This is a genomic window from Nocardiopsis kunsanensis DSM 44524 (assembly GCF_000340965.1).
Taxonomy (GTDB): Bacteria; Actinomycetota; Actinomycetes; order Streptosporangiales; family Streptosporangiaceae; genus Nocardiopsis; species Nocardiopsis kunsanensis.
The window spans coordinates 48,641-70,907 of the sequence record NZ_ANAY01000020.1 but is presented as its reverse complement, the minus strand read 5'-3'; the positions used below and the strand labels follow the sequence as shown (position 1 = coordinate 70,907).

General features: G+C 63.6%; 17 protein-coding genes and 1 tRNA gene. 14 read left to right on the top strand and 4 right to left on the bottom strand.

What is annotated here, in order from left to right:
• The first annotated feature begins 87 nt into the window (after positions 1-87).
• The 10 genes from D456_RS0114500 (at position 88) to D456_RS0114460 (ending at position 11,550) form a co-directional block, all read left to right on the top strand.
• On the top strand, positions 88-786 hold the full coding sequence (locus D456_RS0114500) for a hypothetical protein (RefSeq protein WP_239643838.1): 699 nt from the start codon (positions 88-90) through the stop codon (positions 784-786).
• A gap of 74 nt (positions 787-860) precedes the next feature.
• On the top strand, positions 861-1,775 hold the full coding sequence (locus D456_RS0114495) for a DNA methyltransferase (protein ID WP_083904597.1): 915 nt from the start codon (positions 861-863) through the stop codon (positions 1,773-1,775).
• On the top strand, positions 1,772-2,182 hold the full coding sequence (locus D456_RS0114490) for a hypothetical protein (protein WP_017576905.1): 411 nt from the start codon (positions 1,772-1,774) through the stop codon (positions 2,180-2,182). Before D456_RS0114495 ends, D456_RS0114490 begins: the two co-directional genes overlap by 4 nt.
• Positions 2,183-2,487: 305 nt before the next feature.
• Entirely contained in the window at positions 2,488-2,766 is a 279-nt protein-coding gene (locus tag D456_RS0114485; RefSeq protein ID WP_017576904.1) for a MerR family transcriptional regulator, read from the top strand.
• Positions 2,767-4,266, top strand: a complete 1,500-nt coding sequence (locus tag D456_RS0114480; RefSeq protein WP_026115889.1) for a tyrosine-type recombinase/integrase — start codon at positions 2,767-2,769, stop codon at positions 4,264-4,266.
• 728 nt (positions 4,267-4,994) lie between these two features.
• Positions 4,995-5,495, top strand: a complete 501-nt coding sequence (locus tag D456_RS26610; protein WP_152442572.1) for a hypothetical protein — start codon at positions 4,995-4,997, stop codon at positions 5,493-5,495.
• On the top strand, positions 5,492-6,499 hold the full coding sequence (locus D456_RS25680; protein ID WP_160166727.1) for an aminotransferase class I/II-fold pyridoxal phosphate-dependent enzyme: 1,008 nt from the start codon (positions 5,492-5,494) through the stop codon (positions 6,497-6,499). The genes D456_RS26610 and D456_RS25680 overlap by 4 nt, the downstream gene beginning before the upstream one ends.
• Complete coding sequence (locus D456_RS25675) at positions 6,496-8,115, top strand: FAD-dependent monooxygenase (RefSeq protein ID WP_083904591.1); 1,620 nt, start codon at positions 6,496-6,498, stop codon at positions 8,113-8,115. The genes D456_RS25680 and D456_RS25675 overlap by 4 nt, the downstream gene beginning before the upstream one ends.
• A gap of 117 nt (positions 8,116-8,232) precedes the next feature.
• Positions 8,233-10,131 carry a RiPP maturation radical SAM C-methyltransferase gene (locus tag D456_RS25670; protein WP_083904590.1) on the top strand — a complete coding sequence of 633 codons (1,899 nt, stop codon included), beginning with the start codon at positions 8,233-8,235 and terminating at the stop codon, positions 10,129-10,131.
• 39 nt (positions 10,132-10,170) lie between these two features.
• The gene (locus D456_RS0114460) at positions 10,171-11,550 is read left to right on the top strand and encodes an MATE family efflux transporter (protein ID WP_152442571.1); all 1,380 of its coding nucleotides are present in this window, start codon (positions 10,171-10,173) and stop codon (positions 11,548-11,550) included.
• An 805-nt stretch (positions 11,551-12,355) separates the two neighbouring features.
• On the opposite strand, the gene D456_RS0114445 is transcribed toward D456_RS0114460, so the two are convergent.
• Positions 12,356-12,428, bottom strand: a tRNA-Arg gene (locus D456_RS0114445).
• Positions 12,429-13,049: 621 nt separating this feature from the next.
• A complete protein-coding gene (locus D456_RS0114440; protein WP_017576896.1) occupies positions 13,050-13,526 on the bottom strand; it encodes a hypothetical protein in 477 nt (158 codons plus the stop codon).
• A gap of 311 nt (positions 13,527-13,837) precedes the next feature.
• Here D456_RS0114440 and D456_RS0114435 point away from each other — a divergent pair, with 311 nt between their 5' ends.
• The 3 genes from D456_RS0114435 to D456_RS0114425 all read left to right on the top strand — a co-directional run bounded on the left by D456_RS0114435 (position 13,838) and on the right by D456_RS0114425 (position 18,605).
• Positions 13,838-16,798, top strand: coding sequence for a penicillin acylase family protein (locus tag D456_RS0114435; protein ID WP_017576895.1), 2,961 nt, complete (start codon positions 13,838-13,840; stop codon positions 16,796-16,798).
• Between the two features lie 182 nt (positions 16,799-16,980).
• Entirely contained in the window at positions 16,981-17,472 is a 492-nt protein-coding gene (locus tag D456_RS0114430) for an NfeD family protein (RefSeq protein ID WP_017576894.1), read from the top strand.
• A 41-nt stretch (positions 17,473-17,513) separates the two neighbouring features.
• Complete coding sequence (locus tag D456_RS0114425; protein WP_017576893.1) at positions 17,514-18,605, top strand: SPFH domain-containing protein; 1,092 nt, start codon at positions 17,514-17,516, stop codon at positions 18,603-18,605.
• 60 nt (positions 18,606-18,665) lie between these two features.
• Here the strand turns inward: D456_RS0114425 and D456_RS0114420 are convergent, their stop codons facing one another.
• Positions 18,666-20,867: a serine/threonine-protein kinase gene (locus tag D456_RS0114420; RefSeq protein ID WP_017576892.1), complete on the bottom strand. Its 2,202-nt coding sequence runs from the start codon at positions 20,865-20,867 to the stop codon at positions 18,666-18,668.
• Positions 20,868-21,285: 418 nt separating this feature from the next.
• On the opposite strand from D456_RS0114420, the gene D456_RS0114415 reads away from it, so the two are divergent.
• Entirely contained in the window at positions 21,286-21,555 is a 270-nt protein-coding gene (locus D456_RS0114415) for a DUF6504 family protein (protein ID WP_017576891.1), read from the top strand.
• Positions 21,556-21,569: 14 nt separating this feature from the next.
• On the opposite strand, the gene D456_RS0114410 is transcribed toward D456_RS0114415, so the two are convergent.
• On the bottom strand, positions 21,570-22,151 hold the full coding sequence (locus tag D456_RS0114410; protein WP_017576890.1) for a GNAT family N-acetyltransferase: 582 nt from the start codon (positions 22,149-22,151) through the stop codon (positions 21,570-21,572).
• Positions 22,152-22,267 lie beyond the last annotated feature (116 nt).

Sequence of the window (22,267 nt, the reverse complement as noted above, 5' to 3'; positions counted from 1 at the left end):
GGCCTTTGTTGCCGGTGCGATGTCGCATTCACCGCTGCGGCGTCTTCTTGAGGGGCTATCAGGGCGAGAAGAAAGAAGGTGCTCCTGATGACGCACACCACCACCTCCGCACACGGGCGCCCGCCGTTGGCGGTCTGGGCCTGTGGCCCCGCTCGTGGCCAGCCGGTGCCCGAGCGGCTGGCTCAACGGCTGGTGCATGAGTACACCCAATGCGGGGACACGATCGCGGACCTGACTGGAACCGGCCTGGTCGCCGACCAGGCCGAACGGGCCCGGCGCGCCAGCGAGGTGGTCGCCTCCACCTCCTCGGAGCACGAGGACGAGGTGGCCTGGGCCGACCTCACGGTGGCTGCCTTGCCCGCTATCGATGAGCCCGCGCGAGTGCGCAAACACAGGGCACGAGCACAGGTCACTTTCGCCGCGATGATCACTCGCCCCGGCGGCATCATCGCCACCATCACCCCGGTGGGCCACGCGCCGGATGGATCGGTGGTCGATCCCGCCCCTGGCCTGGTGCGGGCCGCCGCGTGCGCGGGGCTGGTGTACGTGCAGCACGTGGTGGCGGTGACCGCTCCGATCTGCGAGCTCGGACTCGGTTCTGCCATTGCCGTCCGGGATCGGGATTTCGATTCCGACCTAGAGGAGATGGATACGGCTTTGCCGGTCTCGGTGGCCGACGCTGCGGCCACCATCACCTCGCCCGCTCATCTGAACGTGTCGGTGTTTCGGGTTCCGAAGAAGGGCCGTACCCCGGCCGCCAACACCGCGGGGGAGGTGGAAGCATGAGCCAGCACATGCATGGTTGTGGCCCTGACCACGAGCAGTGCACGGGCGAGACGGCGTGCCTGTGTGAGGAATCCATGGCACACGCTTCGCGCCGAGCTGGAGGCTCGGTGTGGGCCACCGGGCAGCAGCAGGCCCGCCAACAACGCGGTCGTCGCTACAACCGCTTGTCGATGGAACACCCTGCTCGGATGCTCCCGGAGATCGCCCGGCACGCCATCTCTACCTATACCCGGCCCGGAGATGTGGTCCTGGACCCGATGTGCGGCATCGGCACCAGCCTGGTCGAGGCTGCCCATCTGGGCCGGGGTGCGGTCGGGGTGGAGCTGGAACCCAAGTGGGCCTCGATCGCGAGGTTGAACCTGGATACCGCTGCGGTCCAAGGCGCCCCGGGAATTGGACGGGTCTACACCGGAGAGGCGGCTCGCACTCTGCCCAGCCTGGCCGATGAGACCTTGGCCGGGAAGGTGAAGCTGGTGCTGACCTCTCCGCCCTACGGGGCGATGACCCACGGGCAGGTGCGCTCACGCAGGGACGGGGCCCAGAGCGTGGAAAAGCATGCCCACACCTACACGCGTGAGCGCGATCGCAGGGCGGCCAACCTCGCTTACCAGCGCCCGGAGCAGTTGGCGGCCTCCTTCACCCACATCATGGCTGCTTGCCGACCCTTGCTGGCCCCGGGCGGGCTCGTGGTCGTGACCACCCGCCCTTACCGGTTCCAGGGGCGGCTGATCGATTTTCCCGGACAGGTGGCCCAGGCCGGACGTCGGGCCGGGCTGGTGCAGGTCGACCGGTGCGCGGCACTGTTGTGCGCGCTCAAGGACGGCGAGGTCGTCTCGCGCACCTCGTTCTTCCAACTCATCGAGACCAGGAGGTTGCGCGCGTTGGGGTGGCCGGTGCACGTGGTCCAGCACGAGGACGTCCTGATTTTTGCCAACCCGGGCGAGGCGGCGCACGAGCGCACTGTTCGGGAAGGAGTGGTCGCTGCATGAGGAAGGGACCCGACCAGAACCAGCGCGGTGAACGCGGGGTCCAGAGTTCAAGGGGAGGGGAGGAGGAGTTCTTCACCGATGCCGCCGGAAGGGGTCCGCGTAGGCGGATCATCGCGGACCTGCGCGCCTTGGCTGCCTTCCTCGAGCGGCACCCCGAATTGCCCGTGAGCGCGCATACGAGTGTGGAGATGACTTATTTTCCACTCACCGATGACGATGCCACGGCCTTCGACGAGGTCGCCGAGGTCGGGGCCCGGCTCGGGAGGATCCCGGCTTGGGAGGGCGAGCACTACCTGGTCGGCCGCGCCGTGGGGGCGGCCCGGTACCGGGCGGTGGCCATCCCCGAGCGGGTTCGGGCCCGTTACCGGTCCTGGCTGACCCGGACCGGCCACGTACACCCGGACTGACTGGCACCCGGCAGGGGCGGTGTCGGGCGCTGTGGTGTCCTACACCGCCCCCTGTGCACGGGCTCGCCCCTGTAGGCCCGTGCGGGTGTGTGGGGCCGACCAGAGCCCGTTTGCGGCCCTGACCAGTGTGGACGGCAAACCACCCGAAACGGATGGGCAGTTGAGGGGAGCGTGAAACCGATGGGCGCAAGACCCAATCCGCTTGCACTTCTCGGCGAGATCGAGCGTGGATGGCTCCTGCCCCGCACAGCGCGGGGCCGCGCACCGTATCCGTGCAGGTCAACACTGGTGAAGAGGTGGTTCGGATGAGCGCGAAGACTCCGGTTCGCCTCGACGAGGTGGGGGCCTTGCCGGTGGTGCTGGACGCGGTCACGGCCGGGCGGATGCTCGGTCTGGGCCGCACCGGTACTTACCGGCTCCTGCGCCAGGGTGCCTTTCCGGTGCCCGCGCACCGGGCGGGCAAGGTGTGGGTGGTGCCCACAGCCGGCGTGCTCGCCCACCTCGGCCTGGACCACCTGCCCGGGCTGTCGACACACAGGTGTGGATGCGGTGCGCGCGGTGAACAGCAGAAAGACCAGATGTAGATGGCTTCTCACCAAGGGCGAGTATTCAAACGCTGCGGATGCCGCGACGAGAACTCGGGCCGGGCGCTCGGAGCGCAGTGTCCGAAGCTGCGGCGCCCTGACGGGGCGTTCAATCCCCGCCACGGCGACTGGGGCTACCAACTCGAGCTGCCTCGCACGAGTGAAGGCAAGCGCCGTCAGGCCCGTCGCACCGGTATGGAGAGCCAGGAGCAGGCCTGGCAGACTCTGGACCACCTCAAGGCTCTACTAAACCTGGGCGGAGGTGAAGCCGATATCGAGGTGGACATCGCGGACCTGATCCAGGACACCCATAAACGGCGCGTCCAGGCCCCGTCGGTGGCCGAAGTACGCCGACGCCTGGGCACTGGCGTGGATGTGCGCCAGGAAGCACCCACGGTGGCCGAGTACCTGCACGGGTGGGTGAAGGCGAAACCGGATTTGGCCAGGGGGACCCGGGCTTCCTACGAGGGGCACATCCGTAAGTACCTCGTGCCGCACCTGGGCCGGATCCGGCTGGACCGGCTCACCTCGCAGCAGATCGAGACGATGTTCGATGCCATCGAGGAGCGCAACGTGCGAATCCTGGAGTGCAAGGATTCCCGGGATGCGAAGGTACGTGCGTCGGTGCGGGGCCAGAGGATGATTTCGCTGTCGACCAAGCACCGGATCCGAGCCACGCTGCGAAGCGCGTTGTCCAATGCGGTGCGCAGCCCCGAGGAGCCGGTGAACGTCAACGCCGCCTCCCACGCCCGGCTGCCCTCCTGCCCCAGGAAACGCCCGCTAGTGTGGACCCCGGACCGGGTACGCCAGTGGGAGCAGGACGGGACAGTGCCGGGGGAAGTGATGGTGTGGACCCCGCAGCAGACCCGCACTTTCCTGGAACACGCGAAGAAGTACGCGTGGCTGCACGGGCTGTTCCACCTGGTCGCGGTCAAGGGCCTACGGCGAGGGGAAGCGGTCGGCTTGCCCTGGGCCAATACTCGGCTCACCGACGGCGAGGCCGACATCCGCACCCAAGTGGTCCAATTGTCCTGGGAGACCTTCACGTCCACACCCAAGAGCGAGGCCGGGCGGCGCACCGTCACCTTGGACGCCGACACGGTGCGGGTGCTGCGCGTGTGGAAACGGTTGCAGAACCAGTACCGGTTGGAAGCGGGGTCGAGGTGGGCCGATTCCGGATTGGTCTTCACCCGGTCGGACGGTTTCGGGTGGCATCCGGGGCAGGTCAGTGATTGGTTCTGCCGGATCGCTCGAGCGGCGGGACTGCCGCCGATCACCCTGCACGGGTTGCGACACGGTGCTGCCTCGATGGCGTTGGCGGCCGGCACGGACGTGAAGGTGGTCTCGAACGAGCTGGGTCATTCCACTGCCCACTTCACCCAAGACACTTACCAGACCGTGTTCCCGGACGTGGCCAAGACCGCAGCCGAGGCCACCGCCGCGCTGTTGCGCGGAACTTCGCCCTCTTCTCAGGCGAGCAGCTCAGTTCCGCTGCGGTAGCCAATACCGGGGTACACCAGGAGCCCCACGGTGCCGTGCCACCGATCCCAGGTAAGCAGACGGGTACGCCCGTCCTTGCCTGGGTTTTCCTCATGGAGGAGGTTGGTCGACCATCAAATCAAAGGTCCGATGGCCTTTGAAATGGCACCGGTGCGCCTTGCTGTTCGAACATGCGGGTTCAGCCAGACTCAGGATACAGGAGAGGCACGCACAACAGCTGTCAGAGCTCGGTCGGGAGCGTTCTCCCTACGTTCCAGATGTCCGGGTGTGATGGCTTCCTTGTCCATGTCCCAGGCACGCGGTGCGCACCATACGTGCCCAGCAGAAAAAAGCTCTCTTATCTGATCATTCCTCTCAGAAAATGGAGCACAAGCCCCTATAGTCACTACAGAAACACGAGCAACAAAAACCCCATGATAAATAAACGTGACCAAGTTCCTTGATTCTTAATTTGAACGAATGTAGAATGATAAAACCCTGACCCAGGGAAGAAATAGAAAGGGGAATTCTGATGACTATTGAAGAAGTCAAGGACCTCGTCATCGACTCGATCGAGAACGACGGGAACGAAACTCTCTCCGAGTACGCCAAGAACTGCTGGGTGGATATCGAGTAAAAGAGAGGGGATTCGCAGCTCCAAAATGGGGCAGCGGATCCCTTTTTAGTGTCAATACTGAACCCGCCTGATCGAATAAATATTACAAATACCAGAACAGGAAGATGAATAAATGAAAAACATTACTTCGGAGTACTTGCCGAAAGAAATTAAGGAACATTTGGAGGGGAGGTTCGCAGAGCGGAAAGGGGATGTTCTTTCAGTTCAAATTGAAGAGTGTATGCGCTTCCTATATCTTGCCTCTAAGAACGGCGGGAGTAAGTTCATGCCTCTCACCCAAGAATCCGATGATGTCTGGCATGAGTTGATCCTGCAGACCGTCTTCTATGCAGAACTCTGTGATCGATTGCCAGGGAATAAATTCTTACATCATACGTCTTTGGCATTTAAGGACTACGCAGGGGAGATCGGTGTCGAAAAATCTATTGGCGAACTCCTCTCGTGGATACCTGACTATGTTCAGACTTTTGGAAGGTTTACAGAGGAAAGCGCGCGCTGCTGGTCCTTCTGTCTCTACTTGATGAACGAAATGGGGCTTGACCTCGAGTCCATCAACACAGCCGGAGAATCCAAGACAGGTGGGCGCTCTGCCGACAGTGTGGACAACAAGTGAAAGAGAAGAATGCATCTGAGATCCCCCTTGAAACTCCTCCACCGAGTATCGATTTGACAGAATCTAATCAAGATCCTCCTGCATGGTTCAAATCACGCGTCCTCGAAATCGTGGGGAACACGCCCTGGCGTCGGTACCCTGACCGAATACAACCAGAGCTGATCAAGGACATTGCAGACTCATATGGGGTCGAAGCAGAAAACGTCCTCCTTGTCCGTGGGTGCACTGAGGGGTTACACTTGGCCTTCAGATTTGTCCAAAGCCAGAGTCTCTCTCTTAACATCCCTGAGCCCAGTTACTTCGGATTCGCCATGATTGCTAAAGAGCTTGGGATGAAATTCTTATATTATCCCTCTGGCGATGATCCGGCTCATTACAGCTTTCCTGGGAGCTGGACCGTAGTGTGCTCGCCCGAGAACCCCACAGGTTTCGTCTACACGCGAGAGTCTATTCTCGATGCCTCGGGTGCCTCCTCTGGAGTAGTGCTCGATCTCACTTATGATCCCTTCTCTGTGGATCCGCATACGGAGAACCTAAAGGAGCTGACAGAAACAAATACTATCTCCATTCTGAGTCTTTCGAAAGCATATGGGCTGGCCGGAGTGCGTCTTGGCCTGGTCTTCGCTAAGGCCGAAACTATTCACCAGCTGTCAAAAATGGCGCACACCTTCTCCATGGACCACCTGCAACTCGCCACACTCATCACCCTATTCTCGGAGGATGGGAAAAACTGGAGGCGCGAAGCGATAAAAGACACAATCGCTCTTCGCTACCACGTAGAATCTCTGATTCGCCGAATCCTACCAAAACACGAAATACAGAAATCGCAGACCAATTTTATTTCGATATACGCGAAAGGAATTCCTGGGGGAATGTTGGAAGATATAGTAGAAAGAACTTCAAGTAAATTTCACCCGAATATAGGGCTCTTGCGAGTGACTGTGAACCAACGAACTCTAGACGGCCTGAATTCTCTGGCGTCAGAAGGAGGCAGCGATAGATGATAAATGGCGAAAAAATACTTCGAAAACGAGAGTTCAGTCCTGTTCTGATTGTAGGATCAGGATTCGCTGGGCTTTCCACTGCCTGTTTCCTCGCAAAGCGGAATATCAGATCCACAGTGATCGAGAGGAGAGCGTCAACGTCGGTACAACCGAAGGCCCGTGGAATCAGCGCGCGGACCATGGAACTCCTGGCACTCCTCGACTTGGAGGAGGGAATTATCGCGCAAGACGAATCGCGTGCACGGACACGACGTACGGCACTCATGGAGGACTTCACTCAGCAATTGCAGGCTCTCGGAACAACGCCACCCGACACCTCGCACATAAGTTCAAGCGCGTGGGGCATGATCTCCCAAGAGAACCTTGAACGCATGCTCGTGGCCCGATCCCTTGCTCTAGGAGTTCGAGTGGACTTTGAAAGCAACCTCACGGATATACGACACGGAGACAGCGGTGTCACTGCGGTGGTCGAAGACAAAAAGACAGGCTTTTCGAGGATTATTGACAGTTCCTGGGTTGTTGGAGCCGATGGCCCGCGCTCCCCTCTGAGAAAAAGTATGGACATCGCCACCGATGGGAGAGGAGACATAGCCACGTACATCCGAATCGTTTTCTCTGCCGACCTTATCGATACGATTGGGGCCGAAGAGGTACTCTTCTTCATTCGTCATCCCACACACGGGCTTGGTACGTTGCATTCAACGGATATTCGTGGACGATATGTGCTCTCCATGGAAGTTCCCAAAGCAAGCGAAAGCCCTACTAGGGGCAAGGAGTTTGCTGAGGAACTTGTCCGCGAGGTCTCAGGGATCGAGGACCTGGAGGTAGGCATAGGTGAGGTGACCAGTTGGACCATGGCCGAACGGGTACCGCGTTCCTTGCGTGACGGTAGGCTCCTGCTTGCAGGAGACGCGGCGCACATCATTCCATCGGTTGGAGGTTTTGGAGGAAACTCCGCGATTCAAGATGGAGCCGAGTTGGCCTGGCGCCTAGCGGAGGTCATCGAGGGAACAGATTTCGTGGAAACTCTCGACCAGTATTCGAACGAACGCCGAGCTTTCGCTCGCTTTGCCGCTCACCAGGCTTTCGGCTACTATGCCAACCGACAAGCCTGGCATCTCAAGGGCGAGATACGTGGAAAACCTGTACCGTACATCACCTCCGTTTTTGGTTTTGGCATGGGAGTCAATTCTCGAGGGTCGAACCAGGACGGTCAGGTCGGAGACGCTTGCTGGGAGGACCCAGGGGCTCCGTCTGGTCAGGTCGGCTATCGGGCGCCGCACCGGCTCTTTTGTACGTCTCGTGGCAAGCTGGGAACCTTTCAACTAGCCGACTACCGCTATCTGGCCCTCCTTGGCCAGCATGCACACGGTTGGCGAGAATTCCTAGAGAACCCACCCATGAAAGTACCGGAAATCCAGATCCAACAGCTCGAGGTGGAGGTCACGGATGTCACTCATGGCCGGCCGGATCCCGTCGTGAGCCAAACCGGTGCCCTTATTGTCCGCCCGGACGGTTATGTGGCATTCAGGTCTGAATCAGACATGGTTTGCCCTCCGGAGACGATATTTGACTCCTTTGGTTCTTTTCTAAGATCAGCACAAGGAGATTCGTGATTTCTTTCCTATAAGGGACTTCGTAGCGGTGAACCTTTCCATTGGAGGAAGATTACTTGAAGTCTCGGGTATAGTAGGTTTCTGATATTTCTGTTACCCAAATCGAAGGTTAGTGATATGGAACTGTTGTGGCCACAAAAAATGTCTTCAGTTCTTCCCCCTCGTGTCTGCAGGATCGCCTTGATCAACATGCCTTGGTCACGGATAGACACTCCATCTATCCAGTGCGGACTCTTGAAGTCTGTGCTCGAAGCTGAGGGGCATCAGGTCGATGTCCACTACCTGAACATTGAACTCGCGGTAGACCTCGGAGTTGAGGCTTACGAGTCTTTCAGTGACTTGAGTTCTGAGCGTGTCACACTGCTCGGTGAGTGGCTTTTCAGTCGGGCCGCCTACAGGTCTGACGCCGGAGACGCCAGGGAATACATAACAGATTTCCCCGAAGTGCTTGAAACTGCAAAGGATTTCGGAATCAGCGAGGAGGAGCTTGTTCTTTTCAGGGAAGAGAATTTTCCGGAATGGCTCGACGAAATCTCCCAGAGGAATTGGATGGAATATGACCTTATCGGTTTCTCTTCGACGTTCATGCAGAATGTATCAGCGTTGGCGCTCGCAAGAATGATCAAGGAGAGATCTCCCGAGATCCCCATCGCCTTTGGTGGGGCGAACTTCGATGGGATTATGGGGGTCGAATTTTTTCGAGCGCACGATTTCATCGATTTCGCAGTGATCGGCGAGGGCGAGAAGGTCTTCCCTGAACTTGTCCGAAGAGTTTCCCTGGGTGAGAAAGAGATCAAGATGTCGGGAGTTCTCTCTCGCCATAATTCGATCACTCCGTCCACGCAGGAGGTGCGAGCACCTTCCATTGTTGATCTAAATCTCATACCCACTCCTGATTATACAGATTACTTCGAGACCTTGGAGAAATACGGGGGAGACAGCCTCCTTCGTGGACGACGAGTAGAGTTGCTCGTTGAGTTCTCCCGTGGTTGTTGGTGGGGGGCTAAGCACCACTGCACCTTCTGTGGCTTGAACGCGCTGGGTATGGACTACCGGGCGAAGTCTCCAGAACGAGCCTTCACGGAGGTGGAGACACTTCTCCGGAATTACAAAATATCCGCTATTGCTGCGGTGGACAATATTCTTGACATGAAGTATCTGGGTAAATTCTGCGAGGATATGGCTGAAAGTGACTGGACGCTTTCCCTTTTCTTTGAAGTTAAGGCTAATTTGGACCGCGCCCAGGTGAAATCCCTTGCCAGTGCAGGTGTCACCGCTGTTCAACCTGGGATTGAGAGCCTGAGTAGTAATGTTCTCAAGATCATGAGAAAGGGCTCGGATTCGATCATCAATATCCGGCTCTTGAAATGGGCGCTCCACTTTAATATATCCGTCTACTGGAATATACTATCCGGGTTTCCCGGTGAGCGTGATGAGGATTACCGTCTCCAAGCCAATCTAATCCCACTTCTCCATCACCTGGAGCCGCCTAACGGCGTTAATCCCATTTGGGTGGAGCGCTTCAGTCCTTATTTTAATGGTCACAGTCCACATATAAAAAACATCAAACCAAGGCGCTCCTACTATCATGTGTACCCAGAAAATAGGGTCAGAAATGAAGATGTGGCCTATTTTTTCGATGCCGATGCCAGTGAAGTCGCAAGCCCTTCAGCCCTGGCCGAACTTTCGGAAGCTGTGGAAAATTGGAGATCGCTGTGGAAGGAGGGGAAACGACCTACGATGTTCGCTCGGAGGGGGCCTGGTTGGCTGGAAATTTTGGACAGAAGGAGGTCTCCAGCCCGTCGGATCTCTATGAGCGGCTGGCAGGCGCATGCCTACAACATTTGCATGGATAACTTCAAGAGTCGATCCCGCCTGGTGAAGGAGGTAGGTCAGCTTGCCGAAGCCCCCTCAGAAGAAGAGATCAACGCCCATATTGACCGTTGCCGGGACGAAGGGCTTCTCATCGAGGACCAAGGCAGGGTCTTCGCCTTGGCTTTGCCTTACCAATACTGACTCAAAGCGCCACTTGGTGTGTCTGGATGTAAGAATGCTGTGAGGATTTTGAAATATAAAACAGATAAAATGCAGGTGGCGGTTATGGGGGTAGAGGAGAGGGAAACACAAGGCATTAAGATTTCTTCGCGTTCCTTCGGGATCCTCAAGAAGGCTTTGCCTCTCTACTTCTCCATGGTGGCGTCGTTTTCTGGTGCCCTGGTGTCCGCCGGAGTCCTTGGAAACCTGCTGACCGAAGCACTGGCCGCACACGCACTCGTGACCGCACTTCTTGCGCCGACCATTATGGTCGTTCAAGGATCCCTGCGAGGTTCGATGCCTTTTATTGCGGAGAACGAGGATAATTCCGCTGCCTTGGCCACGGTCATACGCGATGGTATATGGTTGGCTCTGCTCATGGGAGCCACGGCGGGACTGTTCATCTTCTCCACTCCCATGCTGGCTGCTATAGTCGGAGTCACTGACAGCACACGTTCTGCGCTGGGATTCTACCCGCTTTTCATCGGCTGCCATGCGGTCACGGTCTCCTTGTCAGCATCAGCGACGGTTCTTTTGGTCGCCCTGGGCAGGAACCGCACCGTGCTTATGCTGGGCCTGGTCCACACGCTCTTGTCGTTGACGCTCGTTCCCACGCTTGTCCTCGGTCTGGGGCCGCTTCCCGGTATGGCGTTGGCCGGCGCAGGTCTGGCGACGCTCCTCGGTAGTACGATCACGCTGGCACTCACCTGGTTCACGGTACGCCGCATACCTGTCCTTGGGAAAGTTTCTGTGCTGTCCGGGATTCCCAGATTGGCTGGGATGTGGAAGATCGCCAAGGTTGGGCTTCCCACCGGCTCTACACTTCTGATCAAGTCCGTGTCATTGAGCGTTCTCATCGTGGCGGTGACTCGGATCGGAGCCGAGGCCGCAGCAGCACACCAGTTTCTCATACTCTTCGCGAACCTCCTGTTCTTTCCCTCTCTTTCCGTAGGCCAGTCCACTGTCCCCTACATTGCCAAGGCCGCAAAGCGGAGGGATCAGTCCGAGGTTCGACGAACAGTGCTCTCAGGCTACTCGGTTGCTGTTCCTCTCACCCTGGTCAGTGCCGTGGCCCTCTGGTCCGTGGTCGATCCGGCACTCAGCGTTCTCACCCATGACTTTGAAGTGCGGACCATGGTCGCCACATTGCTGCCACTCGTGTTCCTGGTAGCGCTCTTCGACAGTGTTCAGGTGGTTTCCGGGATGGGCTTGGTAGCCCTGAAGCAAACCACACCAGCCATGTACACATTCCTGATTTTCTATGGTTTGCTGGTCCTGCTGACGTTCCCTCTCGTTTCCGTTGGGGGCCTTCCCTTGCTCTGGTCCGCTTACGCAGTCACCACCTTTGGCCTCCTGATAGGGCAGGGAGGAGCCTTTCTGCGCACGAGCGCGAAGGTCTGATCTCTGCACATACTGCTCCCTGATGACGTCGATCAGAAGCGGCTCTAGCATAGTTTCTGTGGACCAATCTCACCCACCGTCACTGCTGGGATGATTTTCCGGGTCATGTCTCTTGGAGTGGTGTAGCTTCCGGTGACCAATCCCTGGCCACGGGGCGTATAGAACCAGACGGGCTATAGCAGTCCCCTGCGTAGCTGCCCGCTATGTCGCGGTATCGTCAGCGTTTACGGTATGTAGCACGGGCGGCGGCTTTTCTCATCCAGCTGCGCGAGCTCGTGCTCGTAGCCGACGGCTGTGAAGCCGTAGTGGTTCACCCGCTGAGTTACGGGTCGGGGAGATGTGCGTGAGGACCTCGATGTCGACCTCGCGGCTGGCCGTGCGGAGCCACCGTCGACGGAGGCCCAAGGTGGTATTCACCGGATTGAGGCCGTGATGATCTACTTCGTCCAAGACACGTATCAGCGGAAGCGCTAGTCGATGTTCCTGTACATGGCCATGGCGGGGGAAGCGACCGTCGTGTTGTTGCGCGGGGTGGGGGACGGCGTTGAGGGCGTATGGGCGGCTGACACGCTCCGATAGCCCCTGGGGTAGGGCTGTGGGGTGTTGGGGCGCTGGTGGGCGGACACGGGGCCGTCCCGGCCCGAAGCCCGGAGGGCCACGGGACGGAAAAATTCTCCCGAGATGCTCGGCCCTCATGTACGCGGCCTTGCACTGGGGAGCACACGAGGAGCACACATGGGCCCGAAATGAAGCGGGGGCCTCCTTGAAGGCCCTCGCGCACCCCCTTTGACCTGGGGTTTTGTTGCGCACCCGGCAGGGTTCGAACCTGCGACCGTCGGATTAGAAGTCCGGTGCTCTATCCACTGAGCTACGGGTGCTCGTGTTCAGTTGTCGCCACTGCGGTGGTGGACGCGCCGGCTTCGCCGTCGGCTCGGGTGAGCGCCGTGTGCCGGGTGGCGGGGCCACTCGGCGATCCTACGGGTGGGGACGGTGCCGTGGCGCCGGTGGCTTCCGAACAGACATTCTACGGTATTTCGTAGATGTCGCCCACAAGAGGGCAAAGCCTCTCAATGACCGTCAACCGTAGGTGCGTCTCGTTACCACGTGTGTTCCGCCAAACCGGTCGCTATGGGCTTCGCGTACCACGTTACCGGTGATTAACACGTGCCGCTGTGCTGCCCCCACGGCGTTTCGCGAAGTAAGCGGGGCCGTCGGCGCGGGCGATCCGGGAGGATCAGAAGGTCCACCACTGACCTGTGGTCATCAGCAGAGCCACCAGGATGAACAACATGCTCTCGGTCCTCCCGCGCTCGACTCCAGGGTGCCCTACGTGTATGGATGCATGCCCTGCGTGGCAAACCCGGGTTTGCCGTGCCTTGGACGACGAGGGGCGGGAGTTGGTGCGCGGCGCCGTGTGTTTGGAGCGCCGGTGGTGAACCCGTGGCCGAGTGCCGACCCGGCCCCGGGCGGCGCCCGGGACCGGAACCGGGTCACCGCGTTCAGGTACTGAGGGAGCGCACGTAGTTCACCTGCTGGTGGACACGGTGAGCGTCCGCCGGCGAGGTCGCGGGGATCGTGGTGGCGTGGAAATGGCCCTCCCGCTGTACCGTGACCTGGATGTGGCCGCTTGTGCGGTTCTCCTTGACGAGCAGGAAGAGGAGGCCGAGCAGGCAGGTCCACCAGAAGGTCAGGACACCGACGACGATCGCCCATGCGGGGGTGGAACGATCGGTGCGGCTCATGTCCGTGACGGTCCAGACGCTGCCCTGGAGGGGGAAGCGGCCGCCCGGAGTGACCACCGTGTGCTGGGAGACGGAGATGTCACCGATGGTGAGCAGCTGGGGGTCGGAGCCGGCGGGGCCGCCGTAGGGCTGGAGTTCGCCGCCGTCGAGGCTCGGGGGCAGGCCCCAGCCGCCGACGCTCGGGTCGGGCTGCTGATGGTGATCACCAGAGTAGGGGTCCGGTTGCTGGTACATGGCTCGATTGTGGCAGCGGAGGAGCGGTTCTGCAGTGGGTCGTGTCGGAGGGGATGTCCTTGCCCCGGTCCCGACCAGTACGGAGTACCCAACTGGCCGGATGTGGTCAGGTTCCCGGTCGGTTCCCGAGGTGGCCGTCCGAGCGAGTGCACTGCGCGTGGCGTGGGCCACCCCAAACCTGTCGGCGTTACGGTCCGTGATCCCCGTGCGACACGCTCCCCCAGAAAACGTGAAACTCTTTCGGGATTCGGTTGTCGCTGCATAACATGCCGCTGACCATCGCCCGCACTCCCAGGTGGTGACAACAGCACATGCTCCCCTCCCGCAGACAACGCCTGGGCGCGGCCGCCTCGAGCGTGGCTCTGGCCGTGGTGGCAGCCACCGTCAGCGCCGTTCCCGCCTCGGCCGGCCCGGCCCCCGCACAGGCGCCTCCACCCCCGCAGGAACCCGCGCTCCCGTCCATGCAGGAGATCGAGGACTACTGCGCCCCCTCCGGTTGCCACGACATCCTGCCGCCCGGCCAGAACGGCAACGCCACCCTCGTGGAGATCCTGGGACACCAGGCGTTCGGGACCCGGCCCGAGCACTCCTCCAGCCAGCTGGACATGTACGACGACCTCGTCCACAACTACGAAGGACTCACCGACGAGGGCCTGGACGAGTTCTTCCTCGACTCGGGGTTCGGGGCCGACCCCGACGACATCGGTGAGGAGTACCGGCCCCGCGAGGACGTCACCATCACGCGTGATGCCTCCCACGGCATCCCCCACATCCACGGCGACACCCGCGAGGGCACCATGTACGGCGCCGGGTACGCCGCCGCCGAGGACCGCCTCTTCCTCATGGACGTGCTGCGCCGGGTCGGCCGCGGCGAACTCACCTCCTTCGCCGGCGGAGCCGAGGGCAACCGTGGCCTCGAACAGGACCTCTGGCGTAGCGCCCCCTACACCGAGGAGGACAAGCAGGCCCAGGTCGACCGCGTCGCAGCCCAGGGCGAGCGGGGAGAGCAGGCCCTGGATGACGTCGAGAGCTACCTCGAGGGCATCAACGCCTACATCGAGGAGGCCGACGACGACCGCGACTTCCCGGGCGAGTACGTGCTCACCGGACACAAGGACGCCATCACGAACGAGGGCGGGATCGAACCCTTCACCCCCACGGACGTGGTCGGTATCGCCGCCATGGTCGGTGGGATCTTCGGTGGCGGAGGCGGCGGCGAGGTCCGGTCGGCCCTGGCCCGGGCCGGCTTCCAGGACCGCTACGGCGCCGAGGAAGGCCTGGAGCTCTACGACGCCTGGCGCATGGAGAACGACCCCGAGGCACCCGTGACCGTGGACGGGGAGTTCCCCTACAGCCGGACCCCTGAAGAGCCCGTGGGCGAGTCCGTGCCCGACCCCGGTTCGGTCGAGGAGTACGACATCGTCCACGACGAACACGGCTCCGCGGAGAGCGGCGAAGCACCGGATCCCCGCGTCGCCTCCGCCGAGGAACCGGCCGGATCCGACGCGGGCACGCTCGAGGACCTGACCGAGGAGCAGCGCGAGGAACTCGACCGCATGGTCGAGGAGGAGGACCTCTCCGCCGCAGAGGGCCTGTTCAACGACGGTGTCCTGCCCGCGGAGTTCCTCGACCCCGGCGGCATGTCCAACGCTCTCCTGGTCTCGGGCGAGCACACCGAGAGCGGCAGCCCCGTCGCCGTGATGGGGCCGCAGACCGGCTACTTCGCGCCGCAGATGCTCATGCTCCAGGAACTGCAGGGGCCGGGCATCAGCGCCCGCGGTGCCTCCTTCGCCGGCGTGAGTTTCTACGTCCAGATGGGACGCGGCGCCGACTACGCCTGGAGCGCGACCTCGGCCAACCAGGATCTCACCGACACCTACGCGGTGCCCCTGTGCGAGACCGACGGCTCCGACCCGACCACGGACTCACGCGCCTACGTCGACAGCTCCGGCGAGTGCACGGAGTTCGAGGAACTCAGCGTCACCAACGAGTGGTCGCCCACCGTCGCCGACCAGACCCCCGAGGGCGGCTACACCCTGACCTCCCTGCGTTCGGAGTACGGGCTGGTGGAGTCCTTCGCGACGGTCGACGGTACTCCGGTGGCGCACACGAACCTGCGCTCGACCTACATGCGCGAGGTCGACTCCATCATCGGTTTCCAGCGCTTCAACGACCCCGGCGACATCACCTCGGCGGAGAGCTTCACCGACGCGGCCTACGACATCGAGTACGCGTTCAACTGGCACTACGTCGACAGTGAGGACATCGCGTTCGTCAACTCCGGGGCCAACCCGGTGCGCACGGAGGGCACCAACCCGAACATGCCCATCGACGCCTCCTCCGAGGCGGGCTGGTCGGGTTGGGACCCGGAGACCAACCTCGCCGACCACCACCCGCCGGAGGACCACCCGCAGCAGATCAACCCCGACCACCTGCTCAACTGGAACAACAAACCCGCCGACGGCTACACCTCGGACTGGTCGCACGGATCGGTGCACCGCAGCGACCTGCTGGAAGCCCGTGTGGACTCGGCGATCGAGGAGGGCCACGCCTTCACCCCGGCTTCTCTCACCTCGCTCTCCGTCGAGGCGGGCGTGGGCGACCTGCGGGCCCAGGAGGTGCTTCCGCTGCTGTTGGAGGTCATCGACACCGCCGAGGTCTCCGACCCCGAACTGGCCGGGACCGTGGAGGAACTGCGCACCTGGGTCGAGGACGGCGCCCTGCGCAAGGAACCCGAACGCGACGCCGGCTCCTACGTCCACTCCGAGGCGATCAGGGTCCTGGACGCCTGGTGGCCGCTCCTGGTGCGGGCCCAGTTCGAACCGGGCCTGGGCGAGGAGCTCTACGAACAGGTCACCGCGGTCTCCCAGGTCGACGAGTCCCCCTCGGGACAGATCGGCGGCGGTGAGCCGGACAGCGTCAACCAGGCCCAGGACCACCGCGGTTCGGCCTTCCAGAACGGCTGGTGGTCCTACGTCGACAAGGACCTGCGTACGGTCCTGGGCCAGGACGTGGACGGGGCCCTGCCCGAGACCTACTGCGGGGACGGCGACGTCGACACCTGCCGGACGGTCCTGCTGGAGAGCCTGGCCGAGGCCGCCGCGACCCCGGCCGAGGACGTCTACCCCGGTGACGAACACTGCGACGCCGGGGACCAGCTCTGTGCGGACACGGTGATCCACCAGTCCGTCGGCGGCATCGACATGTGGCCCGTGCACTGGCAGAACAGGCCCACCTACCAGGTCGTGTACCAGTTCTCCGGCGGACGCTAGGGGTCGGTGACGGTCCCGGGGCGGACCCCGGACCCGGCCCGCGGCACCGGAACGTGCCGCGGGCCGGTTTTCACACAGGAAATACCGGGAAAGCAACGGAGACCCTTGATCGGGTGCTCGGCCACACCCGTGTGGGTAGGCACACCAGTACCCGACAAGAAGGCGGGAGGTTCGAGACGACGATGCCGGCCTGGTTGATCTGGTTCCTCATCGCCGCGGGCCTGGGCGTGGCCGAGTTGCTCACTCTGACCTTCGTCCTCGGGCTCATGGCCACCGCGGCACTGGTCGCTGCGCTCCTCGGCGTGATCGGCCTGCCCGTCGCTGTCCAGATCATCGGGTTCGCCGCCGCGACGATCGCCGGTCTGGTCTTCGTCAGGCCCCTCATCAACCGGCAGCTCGCCAAGGGTGTGGACACGCGCTCGGGCGCGGATGCGCTCGTGGGACGTTCGGCCGTGGTCCTGCAGCCCGTCGACGGTGAGCAGGGGCGGGTCAAACTCTCCGGCGAGGAGTGGTCGGCCCGCTGCATCGACGAGGACCTGGTCATCCCGGCGGGTACCCGCGTGGACGTCGTCGAGATCGACGGAGCCACCGCCGTGGTCTACCCGCGCGAAACCCTCCCCGGAGGTTCCGGCCCCGAGGGGACCGACGGCAACAACCGATCGGGCCGGTACTAGAGACGGCGGTACCAGAGCCAACGAAGCCAGGTGATCACACGATGGATCCGTCCGTTCCCTTCATCATCATTGCGGTTCTCTTCGTCGCATTGGCGCTCTCGGCGATCCGCATCGTGCCCCAGGCACGGGCCTACAACATCGAGCGTTTCGGGCGCTACATCCGCACGCTGAGCCCCGGACTCAACTTCATCGTCCCGGGCGTGGACCGGGTCAACAGCAAGTTCGACCTGCGGGAACAGGTCTTCAGTTCCCGTCCCCAACCCGTCATCACCGAGGACAACCTCGTGGTGAACATCGACACGGTGCTCTACTACCAGATCACCGCTCCGAAGGCGGCCGCCTACGAGGTCGCCAACTACATCCAGGCCATCGATCAGCTCACCGTCACCACGTTGCGCAACGTCATCGGTTCCATGGACCTCGAACGCACCCTGACCTCCCGCGAGGAGATCAACACCCGCCTGCGCGGGGTGCTGGACGAGACCACCGGCAAGTGGGGCATCCGCATCAACCGGGTCGAGATCAAGGCGATCGACCCGCCGCCCACCATCAAGGAGGCGATGGAGAAGCAGATGCGGGCCGACCGCGACAAGCGGGCGGCGATCCTGCACGCCGAGGGCGAGCGCCAGTCACGCATCCTCAAGGCCGAGGGCGCACGGCAGCAGGCGATCCTGGAGGCCCAGGGCGACCAGCAGGCGGCGATCCTGCGCGCCGACGGCGAGGCCCAGGCGGTCGAGCGGGTCTTCCAGGCCGTGCACGAGAACGACGCCGACGCCAAGATGCTGGCCTACAAGTACCTGGAGACCCTGCCGGCGCTGGCACAGGGCGAGGGCAACACGTTCTGGGTCATCCCCGGCGAGTTCACCGAGGCCGTCAAGAATGTCACCCACGCCTTCGCGGGCGATGCCGCGCAGGCCACCCCCTCCACTGAGAAGGAGCAGCCCGAGAGGACCGGGACGGAGCAGCGGAGCATCACCGCGGCCGACCCGGGCCGGTCGACGTCGGCGCAGGCCGCGATGCACGCAGCTGAGGCCGCGGAGAAGGCCGTGGCCGATGCACGCGACGACGTACGCAGGGCCGGTGACGCGCGGGGCGGGCCCACACCGGAGCCCCGGGACGGGGACGGGGGATGAGGACCCCGGGCACGGGGTTTGCGCTCCGTTCCCGGGGCCGGAAGGACACCCGCCGGATGCTCAGGGCTCGTCGGTGAGCTCGTGCACCGAGAAGGACCGGAAGAGCACATCCACCGTCGACTCGTTGCCGGGCGCCGCACGTGCCATGACGGCGGGTCGGCGGCGGTCCTCCTCGTCCTCGGCGTCGTCGGGCAGCGGGTTCTCGTCCACGGCCGAGACCACGAAGCTGTCGTTGACCCACAGGGACAGGTCCATGACGCCGTTGTCCGCGTCGTACTCGCAGGACAGCGAGAGGGTGTTGGTCACCGCATCCGGTGAGGAGTAGCCGTCGATCCCGGCACGGGCGTCGCGGTCGGGGCCGAGGTTCTCGAACTCCTCGAAACCGGGCACCTCGGGGGCGGTGGCGAGGGCGTTGTCCCCGCTCTCCTCCGCCGAACGCCGGATCTCGGCCTGTTGGCCGTCGGCTCGGACGACGGCCTCGTACTTGGTGAACTCGTCCTCGCCGTCGTTGCCCCAACAGCGCACGCCGAACGTGGCCTCGTCGGGGCCTTCGAGCACGTGTGCGGTGGCCGTGACCAACACGCGGTCGGGCAGGACCTCCTCACGTTCCAGGTACTCGCCGCGGCTGTCCTGGGTGGAGGGGTCCACGTGCAGCAGGACCGCCTGTTCCTCCGCCCAGTAACCGTCGCTGTCCTCGGGGTCGCCCTCGAACGTGTTCAGGAGCCATTCCGGGGGCGTGGAGAAGTCGGTGCTGTACAGCGACAGGGTGTCGGAGGGAACGGGCGGTGACCGGAGGACGGTGACCGCGGCGATGAGCGCGACGACCAGGACCGCCGCAGCGCCGGCCGCCGCGACGACCGTCCGCCTGCGGCGTTTTCCGCCGGAGGGACCGCCCGGAGCGGACGGTGGCGGCCCGGGCCGGTGCGGACCACCGGGACCGTTGGGGAACCCGGGGGCACCGGAGGCGCTGAAGGCCTGTTGCCCCTGCGCGGGTGAGGCGTGTGTATACGGATGCGGCTGGGGATACGGGCCCGCGTAGGGGTGGAACCCCTGTGCTTGCGCCCCCGGCGGCACCTGGCCCGGGTGAGGGTGTCGGGGGGCGTTCGGTGGTTGTTGCGGGGCCCCGGACGGGACTCGGGGGCCGGAGGGGCCCGACCCCTGCTGCGCGGCGTGGGCCTGCGTGTGCGGTGCCGCGTGGGGTACGGCCGGCCGCCCGTCCGGAGGGGGCCCCGGGGCCGCTTGCCGGGATCCGCCCGGTGGTGGCTGGGGGCTCTCGGACGGCTGCTGGGGGCCGCTCGGCCGGTCCGGTGCATCGGAGGCGTGCGCCGCCGTCCCCCGTGGTGGAGCGCCCGGGACCGGGACGCCGCTCGGCGGCGCCCAGGACGTCGAGATGGACCGGCTGACCTCGGCCTCTTCCGGCTGTTCCTGCCCCGTCAGCCGGGCCAGGATCTGCTGGGAGGTCGGCCGGTTGCGCGGGTCCTTGTCCAGGGACGCGACCACCAGCTCAGACAGGCCCTGGTCCAGGCCCTGGTCCAGGCCCTGCAGGCGCGGCGGTGCGGTGGAGATGTTGTGCAGCACCGCCGGTACCGTCGCGGCGTCGAAGGGGGCCGCCCCGATCCCGGCGAAGGCCACCAGGCAACCCCACGCAAAGACGTCCGCGGCCGCTGTGGGCTGCTCACCCAGGATCAGCTCCGGTGCCATGTACGAGGGGGTGCCCATGAGTTGGCTGGACCGGGTGACCCCGCCGCCGACGTCGTCCAGGGCGCGGGCGATCCCGAAATCGATGACCTTGGGTCCCACGGGTGACAGCAGCACGTTCGCGGGCTTGAGGTCGCGGTGGACGACCCCGGAACCGTGGATCGCCGTCAACGCCGCGGCCACACCCATGGCCAGGCTCTCCAGGGTGCCTCCCGACATGGGGCCGCCGGCCCTCACCGCTTCGCCCAGGTGCGGGCCCGGCACGTACTCGGAGGCGATGTAGAGCGGCTCGCCCTCCAACCGGGCGTCGATGACCCCGGCGGTGGAGAACCGCGCCACCCGGCGGGCCGACTCGACCTCACGCGCGAATCGGCGCCGGAAGTCCTCGTCGTCGGCGAGGTCGGGGTGGATGAGTTTCAGCGCGACCTGCTGGCCGGACTCGTCCTCGGCGAGGTAGACGGTGCCCATGCCGCCGCGGCCCAGGCGGCTCGCCACGCGGTAGCCGTTGAGCTGGTGCGGGTCCCCTGCACGCAGGGGCTTTCCGCTGTTCTGGCCGTTGGACATCACGGTGGGGGATACCTCGCAGGTTCATCGGATCGGCACCCATCAGCGTATCCAGGACGCCGTGGCGCCGTGTGTGGGAGTCCGGGGCGGGGCCCGGCCCGGGGCCGGTGGGCCGCGGGCGTTCGACGGTGGGGAGCCGGAGTTGTCCGGCGCCGCTGCCGCGGTCTCCGGAGCGGAAGGGGTGGGGCGAGGGCTGCACGGTATCGGTGCTGGTGGTGGCGCGGCGGGGTGCCGCAGGGGTAACTCGGTTCACACAGGAGGATGCCGAACAGCCGGAAACAGTTCCCCGGACGCCCGGCTTTCGCTAGTGTGGGTACACCTGTTCGAAGGAGTGGCCGTTCTTCCCCACGGCCGGGCCCGTCGGGTGTACCGAGCACGCCCCGGGCCGGAGTCCGCCGAGTGAGAGGCGAGGGAAGGCATGGTCCGTCACTACGGGGCCCAGATCACGGTCGTGGAGGACGAGGGCCGACCGGCCAGGTTCACCTGGGACGGCCGTCTGTACGGGGTGCGCCGCATCATCGACCATTGGGTGAGCCTGCGCACGGACCGGACACCCGCACCCGGCGGCGGTGCATCCGAACGGTGGCACTGGCGGGTGGAGGCCGGAACCGTGCGGGCGCAGGGAGTGTACGAACTCCGCAAGGACACCGCCACCGGGCAGTGGTCGCTCGCCAGGGTGTGGGGCTGAGCAGAGGAGCGGCGTCAGGGGCGCGGATCGGACGGCAGCAGGCTGTAGACCGCCATGTCCTCACGGTGGCCGCCGTGGTTGGGCATGGAGCTGCGCTCCACGCCCTCGAACGTGTAGCCCGTGCGTTCGGGGATCCGTCGGGAAGGCAGGTTCTCCGTGGCCGCCTTGATCTCGATGCGGTGGAACCCCTGGTCCAGCGACCACCGCGAGACCGCCACCGTCGCCTCGGTCATGTACCCCCGCTTGCGTGCCCACGGGCAGGTCCAGTAACCGATCTCGGCCTTCATGGCGGCCCAGTCGATCCGCACCAGGCCGATCGAGGCGACCAAGCGCCCGGAACCGGCATCGGTCACCGCCCACTGCTGGCCCTCGCCACGCGTACGGATGCCCGGGGCGACCTCGCGGCACCACGCCTCGGCGTCCTTGCGGGTGTACGGGGTGTCGGGGGAGGGCAGCGGGAGCCACCTCTGGAGATCGGGGTCGCTGCAAGTGGCCAGGACGTCCTCGATGTCGTCCTCGAGGAAGGCACGGAGCCGGAGCCGCTCGGTCTCGAGCACGACCGACGGCAGCACCCGCTTCTCCTGGTGCTCACTCATGATGGGGGCCCTTTCGTGCCGGCGGGGCGGGATAGAGGTGGCTCATCCTAGAAGGAGTGAAAAGCCAGCGCACCCGGTTTTCTACCCCCTGGGCCGGTACTCCGAGGTCTCCCGAC